At 76.0% G+C, this 20623-nt stretch carries 19 protein-coding genes; 11 read left to right on the forward strand and 8 right to left on the reverse strand.

Translation table 11 applies throughout. From position 1 onward, the window contains the following. The first annotated feature begins 135 nt into the window (after positions 1 to 135). Positions 136 to 660: a Rieske (2Fe-2S) protein gene (locus NXY84_RS01465; RefSeq protein WP_258725418.1), complete on the forward strand. Its 525-nt coding sequence runs from the start codon at positions 136 to 138 to the stop codon at positions 658 to 660. 15 nt (positions 661 to 675) lie between these two features. Here the strand turns inward: NXY84_RS01465 and NXY84_RS01470 are convergent, their stop codons facing one another. From NXY84_RS01470 to NXY84_RS01490, 5 genes are all read right to left on the reverse strand, one after another. Further along, positions 676 to 1113 (reverse strand): VOC family protein, encoded by a 438-nt coding sequence (locus tag NXY84_RS01470; protein ID WP_258725419.1) that lies wholly within the window; start codon positions 1111 to 1113, stop codon positions 676 to 678. Between the two features lie 73 nt (positions 1114 to 1186). Next, entirely contained in the window at positions 1187 to 3694 is a 2508-nt protein-coding gene (locus NXY84_RS01475; protein WP_258725420.1) for a lysylphosphatidylglycerol synthase transmembrane domain-containing protein, read from the reverse strand. Positions 3695 to 3853: 159 nt separating this feature from the next. Continuing rightward, entirely contained in the window at positions 3854 to 5026 is a 1173-nt protein-coding gene (locus NXY84_RS01480) for a hypothetical protein (protein WP_258725421.1), read from the reverse strand. A 168-nt stretch (positions 5027 to 5194) separates the two neighbouring features. Beyond that, positions 5195 to 5695 carry a MarR family winged helix-turn-helix transcriptional regulator gene (locus NXY84_RS01485; RefSeq protein ID WP_258725422.1) on the reverse strand — a complete coding sequence of 167 codons (501 nt, stop codon included), beginning with the start codon at positions 5693 to 5695 and terminating at the stop codon, positions 5195 to 5197. After that, entirely contained in the window at positions 5692 to 6330 is a 639-nt protein-coding gene (locus tag NXY84_RS01490) for a DJ-1/PfpI family protein (RefSeq protein ID WP_258725423.1), read from the reverse strand. Before NXY84_RS01490 ends, NXY84_RS01485 begins: the two co-directional genes overlap by 4 nt. Before the next feature lie 201 nt (positions 6331 to 6531). On the opposite strand from NXY84_RS01490, the gene NXY84_RS01495 reads away from it, so the two are divergent. From NXY84_RS01495 to NXY84_RS01505, 3 genes are all read left to right on the forward strand, one after another. Next, positions 6532 to 6750 (forward strand): hypothetical protein, encoded by a 219-nt coding sequence (locus NXY84_RS01495; protein WP_258725424.1) that lies wholly within the window; start codon positions 6532 to 6534, stop codon positions 6748 to 6750. Positions 6751 to 6845: 95 nt separating this feature from the next. Continuing rightward, complete coding sequence (locus tag NXY84_RS01500) at positions 6846 to 8918, forward strand: DUF2271 domain-containing protein (RefSeq protein ID WP_258725425.1); 2073 nt, start codon at positions 6846 to 6848, stop codon at positions 8916 to 8918. A 163-nt stretch (positions 8919 to 9081) separates the two neighbouring features. Beyond that, positions 9082 to 9765, forward strand: a complete 684-nt coding sequence (locus NXY84_RS01505; protein WP_258725426.1) for a DNA alkylation repair protein — start codon at positions 9082 to 9084, stop codon at positions 9763 to 9765. A gap of 25 nt (positions 9766 to 9790) precedes the next feature. Here NXY84_RS01505 and NXY84_RS01510 read toward each other — a convergent pair whose 3' ends face one another. Beyond that, entirely contained in the window at positions 9791 to 10588 is a 798-nt protein-coding gene (locus NXY84_RS01510) for a CPBP family intramembrane glutamic endopeptidase (protein WP_258725427.1), read from the reverse strand. A 104-nt stretch (positions 10589 to 10692) separates the two neighbouring features. Here NXY84_RS01510 and NXY84_RS01515 point away from each other — a divergent pair, with 104 nt between their 5' ends. The 7 genes from NXY84_RS01515 to NXY84_RS01545 all read left to right on the forward strand — a co-directional run bounded on the left by NXY84_RS01515 (position 10693) and on the right by NXY84_RS01545 (position 16201). Next, positions 10693 to 11241: a type 1 glutamine amidotransferase domain-containing protein gene (locus tag NXY84_RS01515; protein ID WP_258725428.1), complete on the forward strand. Its 549-nt coding sequence runs from the start codon at positions 10693 to 10695 to the stop codon at positions 11239 to 11241. A 157-nt stretch (positions 11242 to 11398) separates the two neighbouring features. After that, on the forward strand, positions 11399 to 12037 hold the full coding sequence (locus NXY84_RS01520; protein WP_258725429.1) for a hypothetical protein: 639 nt from the start codon (positions 11399 to 11401) through the stop codon (positions 12035 to 12037). Then, positions 12034 to 12339: a transcriptional regulator gene (locus NXY84_RS01525; protein WP_258725430.1), complete on the forward strand. Its 306-nt coding sequence runs from the start codon at positions 12034 to 12036 to the stop codon at positions 12337 to 12339. Before NXY84_RS01520 ends, NXY84_RS01525 begins: the two co-directional genes overlap by 4 nt. Beyond that, on the forward strand, positions 12336 to 13349 hold the full coding sequence (locus NXY84_RS01530; RefSeq protein ID WP_258725431.1) for an ABC transporter ATP-binding protein: 1014 nt from the start codon (positions 12336 to 12338) through the stop codon (positions 13347 to 13349). Before NXY84_RS01525 ends, NXY84_RS01530 begins: the two co-directional genes overlap by 4 nt. After that, entirely contained in the window at positions 13346 to 14122 is a 777-nt protein-coding gene (locus NXY84_RS01535) for an ABC transporter permease (RefSeq protein ID WP_258725432.1), read from the forward strand. The genes NXY84_RS01530 and NXY84_RS01535 overlap by 4 nt, the downstream gene beginning before the upstream one ends. A gap of 50 nt (positions 14123 to 14172) precedes the next feature. After that, positions 14173 to 15030, forward strand: a complete 858-nt coding sequence (locus NXY84_RS01540; RefSeq protein WP_258725433.1) for an alpha/beta fold hydrolase — start codon at positions 14173 to 14175, stop codon at positions 15028 to 15030. Between the two features lie 118 nt (positions 15031 to 15148). Next, positions 15149 to 16201, forward strand: a complete 1053-nt coding sequence (locus NXY84_RS01545) for a GGDEF domain-containing protein (RefSeq protein ID WP_258725434.1) — start codon at positions 15149 to 15151, stop codon at positions 16199 to 16201. Between the two features lie 92 nt (positions 16202 to 16293). On the opposite strand, the gene NXY84_RS01550 is transcribed toward NXY84_RS01545, so the two are convergent. Both NXY84_RS01550 and NXY84_RS01555 read right to left on the reverse strand, forming a co-directional pair. Continuing rightward, a complete protein-coding gene (locus NXY84_RS01550) occupies positions 16294 to 17931 on the reverse strand; it encodes a sensor domain-containing diguanylate cyclase (RefSeq protein ID WP_309485041.1) in 1638 nt (545 codons plus the stop codon). A gap of 166 nt (positions 17932 to 18097) precedes the next feature. Then, positions 18098 to 20599 (reverse strand): heavy metal translocating P-type ATPase, encoded by a 2502-nt coding sequence (locus tag NXY84_RS01555; protein ID WP_396126382.1) that lies wholly within the window; start codon positions 20597 to 20599, stop codon positions 18098 to 18100. Positions 20600 to 20623 lie beyond the last annotated feature (24 nt).

The following is a 20623-nucleotide window of genomic DNA, read 5'->3' on the forward strand; positions in this document are numbered from 1 at the left end:
ACCCCGCTCCTCTCCCGACCCAGGGCAGCACGCACCCGCGTGCTGCCCTGAGTCGTCTCCGCGGCCCTCGTCCCCGGTGGCGGGCGGTGCCCCGTGGTTGGGTACCCGTGAGCCACGGCCCGAAGGAGCCCGACGATGACGCCGACGACCGACCCCACGCCGACCGACCGGGCGCCCACCCGGGCCGCGCACGCCGCCGGTGCGTGCGGCTCCGCGTGCCACGGGCTCACGCGCCGCAGCGTGCTGCGCGGTGCGGGCGCCGCCTCGCTCGGGGCGGCCGCGCTCGTGCTGGCGGCCTGCGCGGGCCCGTCCGACGCCGACGGGGCTCCCGCGGGCGCCGAGGGCGGGGCGTCGGCCGGCGGCGGCTCGGGCGTCCTCGCGAAGCTGGCGGACGTCCCCGTCGGTGGTGCGCTCGCGGTGACGGGGCCCGACGACGTGCCGCTGCTCCTCCTGCAGCCGACGGCGGGCACCGTGGTCGCGCTGGTCGCGGTGTGCACCCACCAGGGCTGCACGGTCGTGGCCGACGGCGACGCGCTGGTCTGCCCGTGCCACGGCTCGGTGTTCTCGCCGGAGGACGGCTCGGTGATCGTGGGTCCGGCGGAGGAGCCGCTCGCGGCGTTCCCGGTCGAGCTCGTGGACGGCGGGGTCGTCGCCGCCTGAGCGACCCCTGCGACGTCACTGCAGGCAGAACTCGTTCCCCTCGGGGTCCTGCAGCACGACCCAGTAGCCGCCGGGCTCGGTGCCGTCGCCGATCCGCCGCGCGCCGTGGCGGTCGACGAGCTCCGCGGCGCGGGCGTCCACGCGACGCCGCCGCTCGTCGAGCGGGACGTCCCGCCCGCCGCCGCACGTGACGTCGAGGTGCACGCGGTTCTTCGCGGTCTTCCCCTCGGGCACGCGCTGGAAGAGCAGGCGCGGGCCGGTCCCCGTCGGGTCCACGACCGAGTACGCCGCGTCCCGCTCGTCGTCGGGGACGCCCTGCGCGTCGAGGAACGCGTCCCACGACGCGAACCCCTCGGGCGCGGGCTGCTCGACGTAGCCGAGCACCTCGCCCCAGAACTCGCCGAGCTCGCGCGGCCGCGCCGCGTCGAAGGTCACCTGGAACTCGAGCGCCATGGTTGCTCCCGCCTCGTCGGCTGCCGTCGGGCCCCGACGCTACCGAGGAGGTCCGACGCGCACCACGGTCCGCCTAGAGCTCGCCCTTGCGCTGCAGGTACCGCATCGCCGCCCAGCCGATCGGGATCCGCAGCCAGAACGTCAGCGCGCGGAACAGGAACGCCACGGAGACCGCGACACCGGCGTTGATGCCGACGGAGGTCAGGCCCGCGGACAGCGCGAGCTCGACCGTGCCGAGGCCGCCCGGGGTCGGCACGAGGGAGCCCGCGGTGTTCCCGGCGAGGTAGAGCAGCGCGACCTGCACGAGCGAGACGTGCTGCCCGAAGGCCTGCAGCGCCGCGTCGAACGCGAGCACGTAGCCCATGGTCATGAGCACGTTCCCGCCGAACGCGAGCGCGAGGCGGCGCGGCTGCCCGACGACCTCGATGAGCCGCGGCCACGTCTGGCGCAGCATCGGCAGCGTCTTCGAGGCGACCCACGTGCGCACCGCCGGCACGAGCAGCGTGGACGCGACGAGCAACGCGAGGATGCCGATCGCGAGGAACATCTGCGGCGACGCGGGCAGCGGCGACGCCTGCCGGGTGCCCGACGCGATCGACAGCCCGAGCAGCAGCAGGATCGTCACGACGAACTGCGAGACCTGCACGAGCGCCACGGTCGCGGCCGCCAGTCCCGTCGAGACCCCGCGCCGGGTGAGCATCCGCAGGTTGAGCGCCGCGGGGCCGATCCCGGCGGGGGCGGCGAGCGCGACGAACGTCGCCGCGGTCTGCACGAGGGTCGCGCGCCACACCGGCAGGCGCACGGGCGAGAACGCGACGAACGCGAGGGCCGCGCCGACGAGGGTCACCAGGCCGAGGCCGAACGACACGAGGCTCCAGCGCCAGTCGCTCTCGCCGACCGCGGTCATGATCTCGTCGACGTTGATCGTGGTCAGGACGACGACGACGGCGACCGTCGTCAGGAAGATCGTCAGGAGGGTCCGGGCGCCGAACCGCACGAGCTGCTCGGGGTGCACGTCCGCCTCGGGCAGCCGCTGCACGAGCGCGGACCGCAGCTCGGCGAGGACCTCCTTGTGCGCACGCATCTCGTCGCGCGTGCGCTGGGGGAGCGCGATGGTCTGGAGCAGCGGGCCGACCGCGGCGATGTCCTCGTCGGGCAGCACGCGCGACGCCGACTCCAGGGCGCGCGTGGCACCGACCCGCAGCGCGAGCAGGGCCACGAGCTGCGTGACGTCCATGCGGCGGGCGAGATCGGAGGACGCGACGTCGCCCTGCTCCCAGCCCACGAGCCACACGACGGGCCGCCCGACGACGACGTCGACGAGCACGACGTCGCTGGTCAGCGCGCGGTGCGCGATCCCGGCGCCGTGCGCGAGCCGCAGCTGCGCCCAGACCTCCTCGAGCATCTCGTCGGTGATCTCCTCGGGGTCGAGGTCCGCGAGCGGGCGCGCGGACCCGGGCGCCTCCTGGACGAGCAGCATCGAGTCGTCGGCCTCGGAGACGCTCAGCAGGCGCGGGGTCCGGACGCCGGCGGCACGGGCGGCGTAGGCGAGCAGCGCGGCGCGCTCGGCGGCCTGGCGCAGGGACACGACGGAGCGCCCGTCGAGCCCGCGCAGCCGCAGCGAGCGCCACAGCCGGGACAGCATGCCGACGACCTGGCGGTCGCCGTCGAGCACGACGACGTCGAGGTCCTGCCCGTCGGCCGTCGTGAGGTCGTAGACGCGGTGGTCGGAGTACCGGGCGATCGCGCGGGTGGTCGTGGTCGGCGCGTCGGGCGTGGCCGGGCCGTCGGCGTGCTCCGCGTGCGCGTCGGGCACGCGGGCGATCCGGACCGGTTCGAAGCCCGCGCGTCGCACGCCGTCGACGAGGCTCACGCCGTACGCGCGCTCGGAGCGCACCCCGGACAGGTAGCGGACGCCGAGCCCGGCGACGCGCCCGACGAGCAGCGCGACGGCGAGGCCCGGCAGCGAGACCTGCGCGGTGATGAGCACGACGCCGACCCAGACCCAGAGCAGGTTCCACGACCAGGCGACGGTGCGGCGCCGGGTCCGCGGGCCCGACGTCGTGAGCAGGCCCGCGATGAGCGCCACGTACGGCGGGACGGTGAGCACCCAGTCGCCCCGGAGGCGGACCGACATCCCGGTGACGAGCTCCTCGGGCCCGAACGTGTGCACGGCCCACGCGATGACCATGCAGACGAGCAGGCCGCTGAGCGCGGCGGCGAGCGCCTCCAGCAGCTGGCGCCCGAGCCGCCGGATCGCGAGCTCGGTGAGCACGGCGACGGGTGCGAGCACCACGACGACGAGCTCGAGCACCGTCACGGGGAAGACGAGGATCTGGCCGAGCAGCGAGGAGAAGCCGCGCACGTCCTCGGCGACGCCCGTCGTGGTGTTCTGCGCGTAGGTCGCGGCGACGAGGACGAGGGCGATCCCGAGCGTCCCGACGACCACGCCGAGCAGGTCGCTCGGGTGGTGCACGCGGACCGCGGGGGTGTCGACGATCTCGACGCCCGCGAGGCGGTCGGCGTCGTCGTCGGGCGACGGGCCGAGACCGAGTCGCGCGGTCGTCGGCAGCTCGGGCATACCGGCGAGTGTAGGCAGCGGGCCCCTCCCGGCTCCGGTGTTCTCGCGTGCGCCGGGCGAAGTCGAGCCTGGAGGCGGACGGCGGCGCGACCTGGGTCGGTCCCAGGGACTACCCCGGTCGCGCTGCGCTCGGGGTCGGCTCAGGGTCGGGTGCCCGCGTCAGGACCGCGGGCGCACGGTCCACAGCAGCGCGCGCCCCTCCGTCTGGATCAGGACGTGCCCCCGGGGGCTCACGTCGACGACCCGGAGCTGCTCCGCGGTGGGCACCGCGGTCTCGCTCCACCGGCCGTCGCGCCAGGCGCCGACCCGCGGTGCCGCGTCCGGGCGGCTGAGCACGCCGGCGACGAGTCCCTGGGCGCCGAGCACGACGGGCGAACGGAGCGTCGCACCCGCCGGGGGCTCCACCGGGGTGACGTCGCCGTCGTCCCAGAGCGCGTGCTCGGTGAGCCCCACGCCGTTCGCGGGGCACGTCGTGCCGACGAGGACGCGGCCGTGGTCGTCGAGGCCCACGCCGTTCTCGAAGCAGCCCTGCACGGGGTCGCGCAGGAGCGTGAGCTCGCCCCGCCACCAGACGAACGCCGAGGTGGAGCCGGGCGCGTCCGGCACGCCGGTGAAGCCGGTCACGCGACCCCGGTCGTCGAGGTCGGACGGGACGACGTAGCGCAGCGCGGGGTCGGCGAGGAGGGTCACACCGTCGCGCGTCCAGACGTAGCCCTGCCGGTGGCCGAGGTCCTCGAAGTCGCTCTCCGGGCCGACGACCTGGGCCAGCACGGTGCCGCGCTCGTTGAGGTCCACGACGCGGCTCAGGGACACCGCGCGGCCGGGGACCTCGGTGAGGTCGGTGCGGACCCCGCGCTCCCACCGGAAGGGGGCACCGCCGAGCGCGCCGCCGAGCAGTCCCGCGACGACGCCGTGGTCGTTGACGTGCAGCGCGGTGCCCTCGCCGAGCTCGGTGACGGTCGCGCCGTCGATCAGCACGGCGTGCTCGGTGCCGTCCTCGTCGGACACGTACGAGCCGACGACCTGCCCGCGGCGGTTGATGTCCGTGAGCGTCAGGTACGTGAGTCCGGTCAGCGCCGACACGTCGGTCAGCACCCCGTCGGACCACAGGAACGCGCGGCTCCCGGACACCCCGACGACCTCGCCGCGCGCGTTGACCGCGGTCGCGACCGTCTCGGTGCCGGGGACGAGGGTCCCGAGGTCGACGGCCGCGGTCGGGACGGGCGTCCGGGGTGGACCGACGGGCAGGGGGCCCGCCACGGCGGACGGTGCGAGGGCGGTCAGGGCGGTCGTCGCGCAGACGACCAGGGCGAGGATGAGCGGGCGTCTCACGGCGGTGCCTCCAGACGGGTGGGGCGTGGTGCCCCTCCCAGGCGTACTCGCGCCGGTTCCGCGGGACAAGGGCGGGCCGGGCCCGTGGGGCAGGTCCGCACGTTGGGGCCGTGCGTCGCCGCCCGGACGCCGGCCCGACGCCGCGCCACCGCGGCTGCCGACGGCGGGCTACCGGGTGCCCGGGCGCTCGCGGTACGCGCGTGAGGCGCCGGCGATGCGTTCCGCGGTCGCCCGGAACGCCTGCAGCTCCGCGGCGCCGACCGCCGCGCCGACCGCGTCGGCCCACGCGTGCTGGGCCTCGCGCAGGCGGAGCAGCGTCTCCCGGCCGCGCGCGGTCGGCTCGAGGAGCCGGGCGCGCGCGTGCCGGGGGTTGTCGAGGTAGCGGGCCCAGCCCTTCTCCACGAGCAGGTCCGCGGTGCGCTGGACGCTCTGGCGGGCGAGCCCGAGGCCGACGCGGCGCGCGACGTCCGAGACCGTGAGCGGCTCGTCGAGCGTCGCGCCGAGCACCTGCCACCACGCGGGGGTCAGGCCGGCGGGCTCGGCGATGTCGCGTGCGGCGGCGAGCAGCTCGCCGTTGAGCTCGAACACGGGCAGGACGAGCGCGGTCAGTGCGTCGCCCGCCGGGGAGCGGCCCGACGGCGGGTCGCTCGCCCCAGGGTGTCCCGTCATGCGCCCGCGCCGGTGAGCTGGTCGTAGAAGCGCCGCTCACCGGTCGTGTAGAGCCCGTACCAGGCCTCGGTGATCGCCGCCGGGAAGAGGTCGAGGGCCTCGAAGACCGCGCGGGCGAAGTCGACGGGTGCGGTCGCGGGGGCGGTGATGACGCCGCGGTCGACGACCGTGCGCGCCTCGCGGTACAGCGCGTGCCCGGCGTACCCGGGGACGGGCGCGAGGAAGTCGGCGGCGTTGCTCGTGTGCTCGCGGTCGTCGAGCAGGCCGGTGCGGGCCAGCGCGAGCGTCGCGCCGCAGATCGCCGCGACGGGCACGCCGGCGTCGACGCAGCGGCGCGCAAGGTCGAGCACCTGCTCGTGGCCCTCGCCCCAGGACTCGCCGCCGGGGAGCACGAGCGCCGAGATCGCCTCGAACGGGACCTGGTCCAGCTCGGTGTCGAGCAGCACCCGGAGCCGGCCGGTCGTCGTGACCTGCGTGGTCCCGGTGGGCCCCGCGGTGACGAAGCGGTAGCGGTCGTCGCCCTGCTCGGCGGCGACGGTCAGCCCGGCGGTCAGGTACGCGTACTCCCAGTCGGCCATCGTGTCCAGGCCGTACAGCACCACGGTTCCCATGTCGCCCTCCTCGGTTGACAGCATGCTGTCAACCGTATGTGGATGACAGGGTGCTGCCAACCGTCTCGCAGCGTGACGACGGTGCGGGTGCGCGCCCGGCCCGCTCGCCGGCGGCACGCGCAGGGCCGTCAACGCAGGTTGACGGCCGTCCTCTGGCGACGTAGCCTCGAGCTGGTCAACCCAGGTTGACGGACGGACTGGGAGGCGGACATGGAGGAGGTCGACATGAGCATGCTCGTGCGGCAGGCGGACGGCGACGACCCGCTGCAGGCGCTGGCGGCGCTCGCGCAGCTCAGGCGCGAGGCGGACCGCCGGGAGGCCGTCGTCGTGCGGCGCGCGCGCGTCGCGGGGATCCCGTGGGCGTCGATCGCGACGATGCTCGGCGTGAGCAAGCAGGCGGTGCACAAGAAGTACGGCGGATCGCGGTTCTCGCGGCTCGGCTGAGCGTCGCTCGAGGCGGGGTCTTCGCGCGATGCGGGCCGCTGACCTGGACAACTGACCGGTTGGACGGGATTCGGTCCGACGGGTGAGGGTAGGGCATGCCTCGACCTCGACCGCTCCGCCGGCGCCGGATCCTGCTCGCCCTGGCGGCCCTCGCACTGCCCCTCGGCGTGGGGCTCACCGCCGCTCCCGCCGCCGGCGTCGGCAGCGGGGACCTGTTCCCCGACGACGCCGCGTGCGGGACGGGGACCGGCGCCGGGTGCCGCGCGCCGATCGAGTGGAACGTCGCGACCTACGGACCCGCGGACGGCACGCACATCGTCCGCCGGACGCTGTTCACGGTTCTCGCACGCCAGGGCGAGCAGCTCCTCCTCGGCTCGTCGGCGCTCGGTGTCGCGCCCGGGCTCGCGGACATCGCCGTGTGGGAGCCGGGGGCCGTCACCGACACCGAGGCGGCGACGCTGCCCGCGCCCGCCTCGAGCTGTGCGGCGCAGCGCGAGGCGAGCGGCGACCCCGCGCTCGGCCTGATCTCGACGCGCACCCAGGAGCTCGCCGGCGCGCGGTCCGTCGACGGCACCGGGAACCCGGACGGCTACGTCCCGTGCGTCCACACCGTCACGGCGACCGGGCTGCACCGCGTCGCGTTCTACGGCTCCGTCGGCCCCGGGGGCGCGCTCTCCGGCGGCGTGCCGACGCGGGCCCAGGTGGGGACGGACGTCGTCGCGCAGGCCGAGAGCTCGACGACCGTCGCCGCGTGGGACCTCACCGTGCGACCGGCGGCAGCCGGCTCGACCGTCGACCTGCCCGGACGGGCGTTCACCTACGTCTACGCGGGCTTCACGGGCGGCAGCGACCGGCCCACCGACTTCTCGACCTACATCACGACGACGGACGGCTTCCGCTACCGGGTCTCGACGCGGTCGTTCGACCCGTTCGGCTTCGTCTTCTACGGCAACCCGGTCGGCTTCTACGACGCCGACGGCGTGACCCCCCTGCACCGCGACGTGCTCGGCTCCGGCAGCAACCAGCAGACGCTGACGAGCATGCTCGGCGGCGCCCGCCTGGCCCGTGCCGAGTACCCCGTGTCGGTCGAGCCGCTCGCGCCCGAGACGCTCGCCGCGCTCGGGATCCCCACCCAGGGCGCCGAGCCCGTGATGGGGCCGCTCGGGTTCGCCGGCTCGGCGGGCGGCGCCGTCGCGTTCGAGGGTCAGGGCGGCGGCCTGCGCTTCAGCACCGCCACGGCCGGGGCCTACGAGATCGTGCTCTCGCGCGACGGCGTCGACCTCGACCCCGGGGCGCCCGGCAACCGCGTGCTGCGCGGGTTCGTCGGGGTCGGGACGCACGACATCGCCTGGGACGGCCTCGACAACACGGGCGCCGCGTTCCCGGCCGGGCAGTACCCGGTGCGCGCGACGCTGCGCGGCGGGGAGTACCACGCGCCGATCCTCGACGTGGAGAGCTCGCTGCGCGGCGGTCCCAGCATCACGCTCGAGAACCCTCCCGGGGGCGTGTGCCCGTTCACCGGCGAGGTCAGCACGGGCACCAACTGCACGCGCGCGTTCTACGACGACCGCGGCTACGTGACGAGCGCGGGCGTGACGGTCGGCACCCCCGGCGAGCTGCTGTGCGCGGGCGTGGGCACGCGCCCGTCGGTCGCGTTCGCCGACCCCGACGCCGGCTTCGACACGACCTCGACCCAGCGGGCGTTCGGCGCGGGCGCAGGCGACGGGGCCAACACGAACACGCAGTGCACGGGCAGCTTCGGTGACGCCAAGGGGCTCGACCTCTGGTCGTACGTCCCCGGCGAGGCGCAGACCTCGGTCGTCGTGGTGGTTCCCGCGCCCGCCCCGGCGCCGGCTCCGCAGGACCCGGCGCCCCCGGTCGTACCGGCGCCCCCGGCCGACCCGGTCGTCCCGGGCGTCCCGGTGCCGCCCGGGACGCCCGTCGTCCCCGTGGCCCCGGTCGACCCTGCCGCTCCCTCCGCCCGTCCGGGCGCGCCGTCCTCGGCCCGGCCGGACCCGGGCACCCGCCCGCGGTCCTCGCGCGAGGCGCGGGCGTCGGCGCTGGCGCGCACCGGGTCCGACGTCACCCCGGGGCTCGTCGGGCTCGGCATGGTGGCCGTGGGTGGCGTCCTCGTGGGGATCGCGCGGCTGCGGCGCCGTCTCGGCTGACCCGGCCGCCAGCGCGGCTGGTCCGGCCCGACCACCCGGCCGACCCGACCGCCCGGCTGACCCGGTCTCGCCCGCGCGACCGGACCGCCGCGCGGGCGTGCCGCCCCACGCCCGGCGCACCGCCGTGCATGCTGGGACCACACCCAGCACGGAGGAGGTCGCCGTGGCGGCACGACCCGCACCACCCCAGGTCAGCGTCGACGAGGTGCGCGCCGAGCTCGCGGCCCTCGAGGACCCCCGCATCCGCGCGGTCAACGAGCGCCACGGCGACGACCACGGGGTCAACCTCACGCAGCTCCGCGCGGTCGCGAAGCGGCTCACGACGCAGCACGACCTGGCGCTCGAGCTCTGGGCGACCGGCGACACCGCCGCCCGGCTCGTCGCGATCCTGGTCTGCCGGCCCAAGGACTTCTCCGAGGCCGAGCTCGACGCGATGCTGCGCGACGCGCGCGTGCCCAAGGTGCGGGACTGGCTCGTCGGTTACGTGGTCAAGAAGAGCCCGCACGTCGAGGGGCTGCGCACGGCGTGGTTCGACGACCCCGACCCGGCCGTCGCGGGCTCGGGCTGGGCGCTGACCAGCGACCGTGTCGTGAAGCGGCCGGACGGCCTCGACCTGCCGGGGCTGCTCGATCTCGTCGAGGCGCACATGAAGGACGCCCCCGGGAACCTGCAGTGGGCGATGAACGAGTGCCTGGCGATGATCGGCATCCACCACCCCGCGCTCCGGGCCCGCGCGCTCGCGATCGGCGAGCGGCTCCGGGTCCTCGAGGACTACCCGACGCCGCCCGGCTGCACGTCGCCGTACGCTCCGATCTGGATCGGCGAGATGGTGCGCCGCCAGGGCTGAGACCGCCGCGGACCGCCGCAGGCCGTCAGCTCAGCCCGAGCGCGTCCCGCCACTCCGCGGGCACGAGCGCGTACCCGACGAACGCGACGACGTCGAGCACGGTGTGCGCGACGACGAGCGGCATGACCCGGCGCCTCCGGCGGTAGTACTCGGCGAAGACGACGCCCATGACGACGTTCCCGACGAACGGCCCGATGCCCTGGTAGAGGTGGTACGAGCCGCGCAGCAGGGCGCTCGCGGCGATGATCGCGGGGGTCCGCCAGCGCAGCTCGCGCAACCGCTCGGTCAGGTAGCCGACGGCGATCACCTCCTCGAGCAGCGCGTTCTGCAGCGCCGCGAGCACCAGCACCGGGACGGTCCACCACGCGGCGTTCAGCGCCGACGCCTGCACCTCGACCGTCACACCGAGGGCGCGTCCGGCGGCGTAGAGCGCGAGGCCGGGGACGCCGATGAGCGTCGCGAGCCCGACGCCGACGCCCAGGTCGCGCCCGGGCCGCGTGCCGTCGAGCCCGATGAGCCGGACGGCGCTGCGGCCGTGCGAGGAGAGCAGGTAGAGCGCGAGCGCGACGGGCACGAGCGCGAAGCCGATGCTCAGGAGCTGGTAGGTCAGGTCCACGTACGGGCGCGGCGAGCGGCTCGCGTTGAGGGTCGCGGACTGCTCGGCGAGCGGTGTGCCCTCGGTGAGCCGCGCGACGATGTTGACCAGCGCGTAGATCCCGGAGCGGCCCAGCGAGAGGCCGAGCACGATCCAGACCTCGGTCGTGAGCCGGCGCCGGAGCGCGGGGAACGACGGCGCGGGCGCGGTGCCCGGTGCCGTCGTCATGCTCCGAGGGTAGGTGGTCGCCCGGGGCGCCGCTCCGGGTGCCGTCGGTCGCGGGCGCGCCTACCGTCGAAGGACCGCACACCCCAGCGAGAGGAGCCGCACGCATGTCCCACCTCACCGGCAAGACGGTCGCGTTCCTGGCCACGGACGGCTTCGAGGACAGCGAGCTGACGAGCCCGTGGCAGGCGGTCACCGAGCACGGTGCGAGCGCGGTGCTCGTGTCGTCGGACGGCGGCACGATCACCGGCAAGAACGGCCACGAGGCGCAGGTCGACCGGACCACCGCGGACGCGTCGGCGGCCGACTTCGACGCGCTCGTGCTGCCCGGCGGCGTCGCGAACGGCGACAAGATCCGCCTCGACGAGAAGGCCGTCGCGTTCGTGCGCGACGTGTTCGCCCAGCACAAGCCCGTGGGCGTGATCTGCCACGGCGGCTGGATCCTCACGGACGCCGACGTCGTCCGCGGCCGGACCCTGACCTCCTACCCGAGCCTGCGCACCGACCTGACGAACGCGGGTGCCACGTGGGTCGACGAGGAGGTCGTCGTGGACTCCGGCCTCGTGAGCAGCCGCGTGCCCGACGACCTGCCGGCGTTCAACGCCAAGCTCGTCGAGGAGATCGGCGAGGGCGAGCACGCCGAGCAGACCGCCTGACGCCGGGCCCTGAGCCCGGCCGCCGGCCCCGCCGCTGCTCCCCGTGAGCGCGGCGGGGCCTTCGTCTGCCCGGAGGCGCCGCAGGGCCCTTGTCCTCCGGCGTTCACGCAGAGTAGTTTGCAATGCAAAGCACTCTGCAGCTCCAGGGAGACGACCGATGGCACCCGACGACGCGCCCGACGACCCGCTCGACCTCGCGGAGAGCCTCGCGATCATCCAGGCGCAGCGCACCCGGGTCCGTGACCAGGTCGCGCCCGACCCTCGCATCCTGTTCGGCGCCTGGGGCGTCGCGTGGCTCGTCGGCTACCTCGTCCTCTGGTCGTCCGCCCGCAGCGGGTCGTCCGGCCACCCGGACGGGACGGCGTTCACGGTCTTCGGGGTGCTGCTGGGCGGGGCGCTCGCGGTCACGATCGCGCACATCGCGCGCCGCACCGCCGGCATCCGGGGCGCCAGCGCGCGCTCGGGCGCCATGTTCGGCTGGACGTGGACGATCGGCTTCAGCGCGGTCGTGCTCACGATGATCGGGTTCACCCGGGCCGGCGCGAGCTGGGAGGTGCTCGCCCTCGGCTGGAACGCCCTCTCGGCGCTCGTCGTCGGGGTCCTCTACGCCGCGGGCGCAGCCATGTGGGAGGACTGGCGGATGTTCCTGCTCGGCGCCTGGATCGCCCTCGTCGCCGGGGCCACGACGCTGCTCGGGGTGCCCGGCTCCTACCTGCTGATGGCGCTCGCGGGCGGCGGCGGGATGCTGACCGCGGCGGCGGTCGCTCACGTGGCGCGGCGGAAGGGCGGCTGGTGACCGACGACGACCTCGACCCGGTCATCCACGCGCAGTCCCGCCTGCGGGTGGTCGCGACGCTGGCCGCGATGCCGCGCGGCGACCGGGTCTCCTTCCCCAAGCTCCAGCGTCTGCTGGACATGACCGCCGGCAACCTGTCGACCCACGTGCGCAAGCTCGAGGAGGCCGAGTACGTCGTCGTCACGAAGACCCACGAGGGCCGGACCCCGGCCACCTACCTCGAGCTGACGAGCACCGGACGCCACGCGTTCGAGCGCTACTCGCGCCGGCTCACCGACCTCCTCAAGGGAGCGCAGTCATGAACGACGCAGTGGTGGACCACGTGGTGCAGGTCGAGGGCGTCACGCGCCGGTTCGGTGCCGTGACCGCGCTCGACGACGTGTCGCTCGACGTCCGCGAGGGCGAGCTCGTCGGCCTGCTGGGGCCCAACGGCGCCGGCAAGACGACCCTCCTCAGCCTCGTCAGCGGGATCCGGAAGCCCGACGCGGGGCAGATCCGGCTGTTCGGCCGCGACCCGCGCGACGCGGCCGCGCGCCTCGGCCTCGGCACGACGCCGCAGGAGACCGGGCTGCCGCCGACGCTCAAGGTCGGTGAGGTCGTCGACCTCGTCGCCGGGCACTACCCCGACCCGATGCCGCGCGGCGAGGTGCTCGAGCGGTTCGGGATCGGCGACCTCGCCGGCCGGCAGACCGGCGGGCTCTCGGGCGGCCAGAAGCGCCGGCTCGCCGTCGCGCTCGCGCTCGTCGGCCGGCCGCGTCTCGTGCTGCTCGACGAGCCGACCACCGGGCTCGACGTCGAGGCCCGGCACGTGCTGTGGGACGCGCTGCGGCAGTACCACGCGGACGGCGCGACGGTCCTGCTCACGAGCCACTACCTCGAGGAGATCGAGGCGCTCGCGCAGCGCGTCGTCGTGATCGGCGAGGGGCGGGTGCTCGCGGACGACTCGCTCGGCGCGGTCCTCGACCTCGTGGCCGTCCGGCGCGTGCTGGTCTCCGTCCCCGAGCACGCCGCCGCGGCCCTCGCCCGGATCGACGGGGTGGTCGGCGCCGAGCGCGACGGCGACCGCTGGACGCTGCTCGCGTCCGACGCCGACGCCGTGGTGCGCGCCCTGGTGCGCGACGACGTGCCGTTCAGCGGGCTCGAGGTCCGCGGCGCCTCGCTCGAGGAGGCGTTCCTCGTGCTCACCGGGGGCGAGCCCGTCCGGGACGCCGCCCGCACCGCCCGCTCGTCCGGCACCGTCCCCACCCCCGGCGCCGCGACCCCGTCCGACGCCGCCACGTCCGACGCCGTCACCCAGGGAGCCCCGCGATGACCACCACGACGCTCGCCCCGCGCAGCCCGCTGCACCTGACGCTCCTGCACGCGCGCTTCCAGTTCCTGGAGACCGTCCGCGTGCCCATCGCGGTCATCGGCAACCTGCTGTTCCCGACGCTCGCGATGTTCTTCTTCGTGGTGCCGCAGCCCGAGGTCTCGCAGAACCCCGGGATCGCGACGGCCGCGGCCGCGCAGCTCGCGACGTTCGCGATCATCTCGACGTGCCTGTTCTCGTTCGGTGCGGGCGTCGCGGAGGACCGCGCGATGCCGTTCGACCCGTACCTGCGCACGCTGCCCGCGGGGGCGGCACCCCGGCTCGCGGGCCGCGTCGTCAACGGGATCGTCTGGTGCCTGCTCGCGCTCGTGCCGCTGATCGCCATCGCGGTCGTCTTCACCGAGGCCACGATCACTCCGCAGCGCCTGCTCCTCGCGCTCGCGTGCGTGCCCGTCGTCGCGCTGCCGTTCCTGCTGCTCGGGCTCGCGATCGGCTACGCGCTGAGCAACAAGGCGGCCATCGCGGTCGTGCAGGCGGTGCTGTTCCCCCTCGCGTTCGCCGGCGGGCTGTTCATGCCGCCCGAGGTCTTCCCGGGGTGGATGAACGCGATCTCCCGCGCGCTGCCAACGCGGGCGGCGCGGGACCTCGTGATCGACGTCGCCACCGGGTACCCCGCGTACGCCCTGGCGCTGCCGGTGCTCGTCGGGTGGACGGTGCTGTTCGCGGTGCTGGCCGTGACGGCCTACCGGCGCGACGAGGGCCGCCGCTTCCGGTGACCGGCCGCGCCGGGCGATGAGTCCGGCGCGGCGGGACGGTCTGCCCGTCCATGGACACCGCACCGCAGCCCGCCGGCCCCGCCCGCGTCGAGGAGGCGGCCCGCGTCGAGGGCACGGTCCGTTCCGCGGACGGGACCGTGATCGCCTACGACCGCACCGGCGAGGGGCCCCCGGTCGTGCTCGTCGAGCCCGCGCTGCACGACCGCACGCTCTCCGCGTTCGACGGCCTCGCGCCGCTGCTCGCCCCGCACCTGACCGTCGTCCGGTACGACCGGCGCGGCCGCGGCGCGAGCACCGACACCCCGCCGTACGCGGTCGAGCGCGAGGTCGAGGACCTCGCGGCGCTGGTCGGTGCCCTCGGGGGACCGGTGCTGCTGCACGGGTTCTCGTCGGGCGCGCTGCTCGCGCTGCACGCCGCGGCGGCCGGGCTCGACGTCGCGGCGCTCCTCCTGGTGGAGCCGCCGCTCGGGGACGACGACGCCGACGAGCGTGCACGGTCCCGGGCGTTCACGGCGGACCTCGCGGACCTCGTCGCGCACGGCCGGCACGCCGAGGCCCTCGACCGGTTCCACGAGGGGATCGGCGTCCCGCCCGAGGTGCTCGCGCAGACACCGCCCGACGTGCGGGCCACGCTCGAGCGCCTCGCGCCGACGCTCGTGCACGACTGCCGGCTCGGCGACGAGACGACGCTCGGCACGCTCCACGCGGTGCCGGTCCCGGCGCTCGTCGTGGACAGCGCGGGGAGCTCGCCGGACCTCACCGGCTGGGCGGCACGGGTCGCCGCAGCGCTGCCCCGGGGGGAGCACCGCAGCCTGCCGGGCACCTGGCACGGCGTCGCGGACGACGCGCTCGCGGCGGCGGTGCTCGACGTCGCCCGCGCGCACGTGCTCCCCGGGGCGGAGGGCTAGGCGCCGCCCGCGACGACCGTGCGTCGGGGGCGGTACGGGGAGCGTCCGCCGCGTGGACGTGCGGCGCGGAGGAGCGCCCAGGTGTTCAGGTCGGCGCCCCGACAGCCGATGATCAGGTGTGTCGTCCGGCCAGTGGAGCGAGCCGCGCGACCGGGTCGCCGCCGCCCGGTCCGCCGCTGTGCTGATCCTCGTCGGCGCCGTCGTCATCCTCGCGTTCGCCGCGGTGGACCCGAGCATCGCGTCGGGCTGGCAGCGGGTCGCGGTGCTCGCGGCCGCCGCCGTGGCGATCCCGTGCGCGGCGCTCCTGTACCGGCGCGGGCACCGGGCCCCCACGGCGCTGTGGGTCGCGCTCCCGGCGGGCGGGGTCGTGCTCATCACCTCGCTCGACTTCGCGACGGACGACGCGAGCGCGGCCGGGCAGGTCTTCCTCGCGTTCCCCGTGCTGTTCGCGAGCTCGCAGCTGCGCCGCCCGGCCGCCGTCGGGATCACGGTCCTGACCGTCGCCGCCGACGCGGTGCTCGCCCTCGCGCTGCTGCCGTTCGAGCGTGCGGTCACCGACGTCGCGTTCGTCGGGGCGACGCTCGGGGTGATGACCGTGCTGCTCGTCGTCTCGGGGGAGCAGCGCGACGCGCTCGTGGCCCGGCTGACCGCGCTCGCGGCGATCGACCCCCTGACCGGCCTCGCGACCCGGCGCGTGCTCGACGAGGCGGCGCACACCGCGCTCGCGCGCGAGGGCCGCACGACGACCGCGCTCCTCGTGCTCGACCTCGACCGGTTCAAGACGATCAACGACAGCCGCGGGCACCCCGTCGGGGACGACGCGCTCGCCCACGTCGCGGCGCTCCTGCGCAGCCGGGAGCGCCCCGGCATGGTGCTGAGCAGGCTCGGCGGCGACGAGCTCGCGGTGCTGGTGACGGAGCGCGCGGGCGGGACCGCGGAGACGCTCGCCCAGGAGGTCGCCGAGCTCGTCCGCTCGCACCCCCTGCCGACGCCCGAGGGGCCGCTCGCGCTGTCCGTGAGCATCGGCGTCGCGTACGCCCGGGACGGCGTCCGGACGCTGCGGGCGCTGTACTCCGCGGCCGACGAGGCGCTCTACCGGGCGAAGACGGGCGGGCGGGACCGGGTGGCCGTGAACGACGGCGCACCCCCGCGGCCGCCCGCGGACGGCTGAGCCCGGCTCCGTGACCGGCGCGCCCGGGGCGACGCGTCGTCGAAGCCGGACCGGCCCCCGGCTCACCGGGCGGCGCGGCCGTGCTCGTCGGCTCAGGACGCGATCGGGGTCCCGGGCCCGCCCGCGGCGCGCGCCGCGCGGTGCACGTGCTTGGTCCGGTACATCGCGGTGTCCGCGCGCGTGAACAGCGAGGTGGCCTCGGTCGACGGGTCGGTCGTGATCGCCGCGCCGATGCTGACGCCCACGCTCACGACGCCCCCGGTGACGCGGATCGGCTGCGCGACGACCTCCTCCAGCCGCTCGACGAGCTCCGCGATCTCGACGTCGTCGCGCACCTCGACGAGCACCGCGCCGAACTCGTCGCCCCCGAGGCGGGCCAGGACGTCGCCGTGGCGCAGGTGCGTGCGCAGCCGCCGGCCGACCTCGATGAGCACCTCGTCCCCGGCGGCGTGCCCGTACGTGTCGTTGACGGCCTTGAACCGGTCGAGGTCGACGAACAGCACCGCGAGCGCGGCGCCGGGCCCGACGGCGCGCAGCCCGAGCCCGAGCAGCCGCAGGAGCTCGCGCCGGTTGGGGAGCCCGGTGAGGTCGTCGTGCGACGCGGCGTGCGTGAGCTGCTCCTCCTGGTAGCGCCGGTCCGTGACGTCGCGCTGGTCGACGACGAGGCCCTGCACGAGCGGGTCGGCCAGGAGGTTGTGGACGTTCCACTCGTACCAGCGGGACTCGCCGTCGGCGTGCGTGAGCGGCACGTCGAGCGTCCGGCGCGCACCTGGGAGGGCCATGACCTCGCGGAGCTGGCGGGCGGCCTTGGCACGGTGCTCGGGGCGGACGAGGTCGAGCAGGTACGTGCCGGTGAGGCTCTCGGCGGGGTGGCCGGTCGTGCGCTCGGCGGCGGGGCTCACGTAGGTCAGCACGCCGTCCGCGTCGCTCACCGTGAGCACGTCCGTGGCCGAGTCCATGAGCGCGCGCAGCCGCGCCTCGGTGCGGGCGAGCGCGTCGGTCACGGACGCGTCGGCGGCGACCGAGAGCCCGACGTCGGCGAGCGTGAGCCACGTGACGAGCAGCAGCCAGCCCGCGGCCACGTGGCTCGCCCAGACCGGCACCGCGCTCGCGACCCAGCCGGTCTGCGTCGCCACCTGGCCGGCGACCGTGAGGAGCGTGACCGCGGCACCGGCGCGCGGCCACACGCCGCTGCCGGAGCGCTGGACGTGCGCGACCGCGACGAGCAGCACCGTGGCCGGCACGAGCGCGCTCCAGCCCGCCGTCCACGCGATGACCGCGACCAGCGCGAACGCGCCGAGCAGGGTCACGAGCGGGCGCCCACCGGGTTCCCTCCCGCGCACGAGCCGTTCGACGCGCTCGCTGAGCAGCACCACCTGCAGCAGGACGAGGCCGGTCAGGACCCACGGGGAGCCGAGCACCCAGCCCTGGGCGTGCAGCGCGAGCAGGGCGGGGAGGGCGACGACGAGCGTGCCGAGGACGGCGAGGGGGAGCGGCACGCGCGCGAGCACGCGCGAGGCGGAGGCGTTGGCCCGGTGGCGTCGGGTCCCGAGCGCGGGGTCCCCGAACGGTCCGGCGACGGGCTCGGCGCGCGACGGCGTCGTCGGGGGCGGCGCGGCGTGCGGGGGCGCGGCGTGCGAGGGCGCGGCGTGCGGGGGCGCGGCGTGCGGGGGCGCGGCGTGTGCGGGCACGCCGCGGCGCCGCTCGTGCCCACGCGTCGTCCGTTCCACCCGTCTGCCCTCGTCCGTCCTCGTCCGTGCCCGACCCATCGGCTTTCACCCGGGCCTGATGACGGGTTCACCCGGGTGGAGCGCCGAGCCGGAGCACCGCTCGGCCCGCCCACGACGCGGGCCGGCCCCGCCGCGCGGCTGCACGACGGGGCCGGACGGGCGGCGCTCAGGCGAAGGTGCGCAGCCGCAGCGAGTTGCCGACGACGAGGACGGACGAGAACGCCATCGCGGCACCGGCGATCATCGGGTTGAGCAGCCCCGACGCGGCGAGCGGGATCGCCGCGACGTTGTACGCGAACGCCCAGAACAGGTTCTGCTGGATCACGCGCAGCGTCCGGCGCGAGAGCCGGATCGCCTGCGCCGCCGAGCGGAGGTCGCCGCGCACGAGCGTCACGTCGGCCGCCTCGATGGCGACGTCCGTGCCCGTGCCCATCGCGAGCCCCAGGTCGGCCGCGGCGAGCGCGGCGGCGTCGTTCACGCCGTCCCCGACCATCGCGACGCGCCGGCCCTCGGCCTGGAGCCGCTGCACCGCCGTGACCTTGTCGGCCGGCAGCACCTCCGCGACCACGTCCGCCTCCGGGATGCCCACGGTGCGGGCGACCTCACGGGCGGCACCCGCGTTGTCGCCCGTGAGGAGCACCGGCCGCAGCCCGAGCGCCCGGAGCTGCGCGACCGCGTCGGCGGACGTCTCCTTGACCGGGTCGCGCAGCACGAGCACGCCGCGCGCCGAGCCGTCCCACGCGGCCATGACCGCGGTCGCGCCGTCCGCCTCCGACGCCGCGAACCGCTCCGCGAGCTCGTCGGTCCGCACGCCCTGCTCCTCGAGCCAGGCCGGACGCCCGACGAGCACGCGCCGCGCGAGCCCGACCCCCGAGTGGGCGGTGCGGACGACGCCGACGACGCCACGGCCCGGCTCGTTGCGGAACTCGCGGACCTCGTCGGAGCCGATCTCGACTCCGTCGGCCCCGGCCGTCCCCGTGCCGGCGTCCGAGCGCCCGGTGGCCGCAGCCTCGCCGGCCGCGTCCGCGATCGCACGGGCGATCGGGTGCTCCGACATCCCCTCGACCGCACCCGCGTACCGCAGCACGTCCGCGACGGACGTGCCCTCGGCGGGCACGACGTCGACGAGCCGCATGCGGCCCTGCGTGATCGTGCCGGTCTTGTCGAGCACCACGGTGTCGACCCGGCGGGTCTCCTCGAGGATCTGCGGGCCCTTGATGAGCACGCCGAGCTGCGCGCCGCGCCCGGTGCCGACCAGCAGCGCCGTCGGGGTCGCGAGGCCGAGCGCGCACGGGCACGCGATGATCAGCACCGCGACGGCCGCGGTGAACGCCGCCTGCACTCCGCCGCCGGTGACGATCCACCCGGCGAACGTCGCGACGGCGAGCACCAGCACGATCGGCACGAACACCGCGGAGATCCGGTCGGCGAGCCGCTGCACGGGCGCCTTGCCGGTCTGCGCGGCGGCGACGAGCCGGCCGATCTGCGCGAGCTGCGTCTCCTCGCCGACCCGCGTCGCGCGCACCACGAGGTGGCCCGAGGTGTTGACGGTCGCGCCGGTCACGGCGTCCCCGGGCCCGACGTCGACCGGCACGGGCTCACCGGTGAGGAGGGAGGCGTCGACCGCGCTCGTCCCCGAGACCACGACGCCGTCGGTCGCGACCTTCTCGCCCGGCCGCACGGCGAACTCGTCGCCGGGCTCCAGCCGGTCGACCGGCACGCGCTGCTCGGTGCGCCGGCCGTCGGGGCCGGTCACGAGCAGCGCCACGTCCTTGGCGCCGAGGTCGAGCAGCGCGCGCAGCGCGTCCCCGGCGCGGCGGCGCGAGCGGTGCTCGGCGTACCGGCCCGCGAGCAGGAACGTCGTGACGATCGCCGCGACCTCGAAGTACAGCTCGGGCATCGCCAGGCCGTGCCCTGCCGCGTCGGCGGGGAACAGCGTCGGCTCCATGCGCATGCCGAGGGTCCCGGCGCCGCCGAGGAGCAGCGCCCACAGCGACCAGCCGGTCGCCGCGACGATGCCGATCGACACGAGCGTGTCCATGGTCGACGCGCCGTGCCGGGCGGCCTTCGCGGCCGCCCGGTGGAACGGCCACGCCGCCCAGGTCGCGACGGGCAGCGCGAGCGCGGCCACGACCCACTGCCAGCCGCGGAACTGCGTCGCCGGGATCATCGAGAGCACGAGCACCGGGAGCGACAGGACGGCGGCCATGACGAGCCGGCGCCGCAGGTCGGCCCCGCGGTCGGGCGTCGGCGCGGACATGTCGGCGCCCGGGTCCATGTTGTGGCCCTCGCCCATCGAGTGGCCCGAGAGCGCGTGCTCGAACGGGTCCATCGCGTGGGCGTCGTGCTGCGCCGGGGCGTGCGCGGCGGTGTCGTGCGTGCCGTGGTGCGCGGGTGCGGGGACCGTCTCGGCGGGCGGCACGGCGTCGTTCGCGGTGAGCGCGTCCTGCACGTCCACGGCCGGTCCCGGGCGCCGCCCGGTGACCCGCGCGTCGTACCCGGCCTTGCGCACGGCCTCGACCAGCGCGGCCTCGTCGGCGGTGCCGCCGTCGTCGGGCACGCGGATCTCGACGTGGGCCGACTCGAGCGGCAGGTTCACGGTCGCGGTGACCCCCGGCAGCCGCCCGAGGCGCTTCTCGACGCGCGCGACGCACGACGCGCACGTCATGCCCTCGACCGCGAGCTCGACGGT

It is taken from the genome of Cellulomonas sp. NS3 (assembly GCF_024757985.1).
Taxonomy (GTDB): Bacteria; Actinomycetota; Actinomycetes; order Actinomycetales; family Cellulomonadaceae; genus Cellulomonas_A.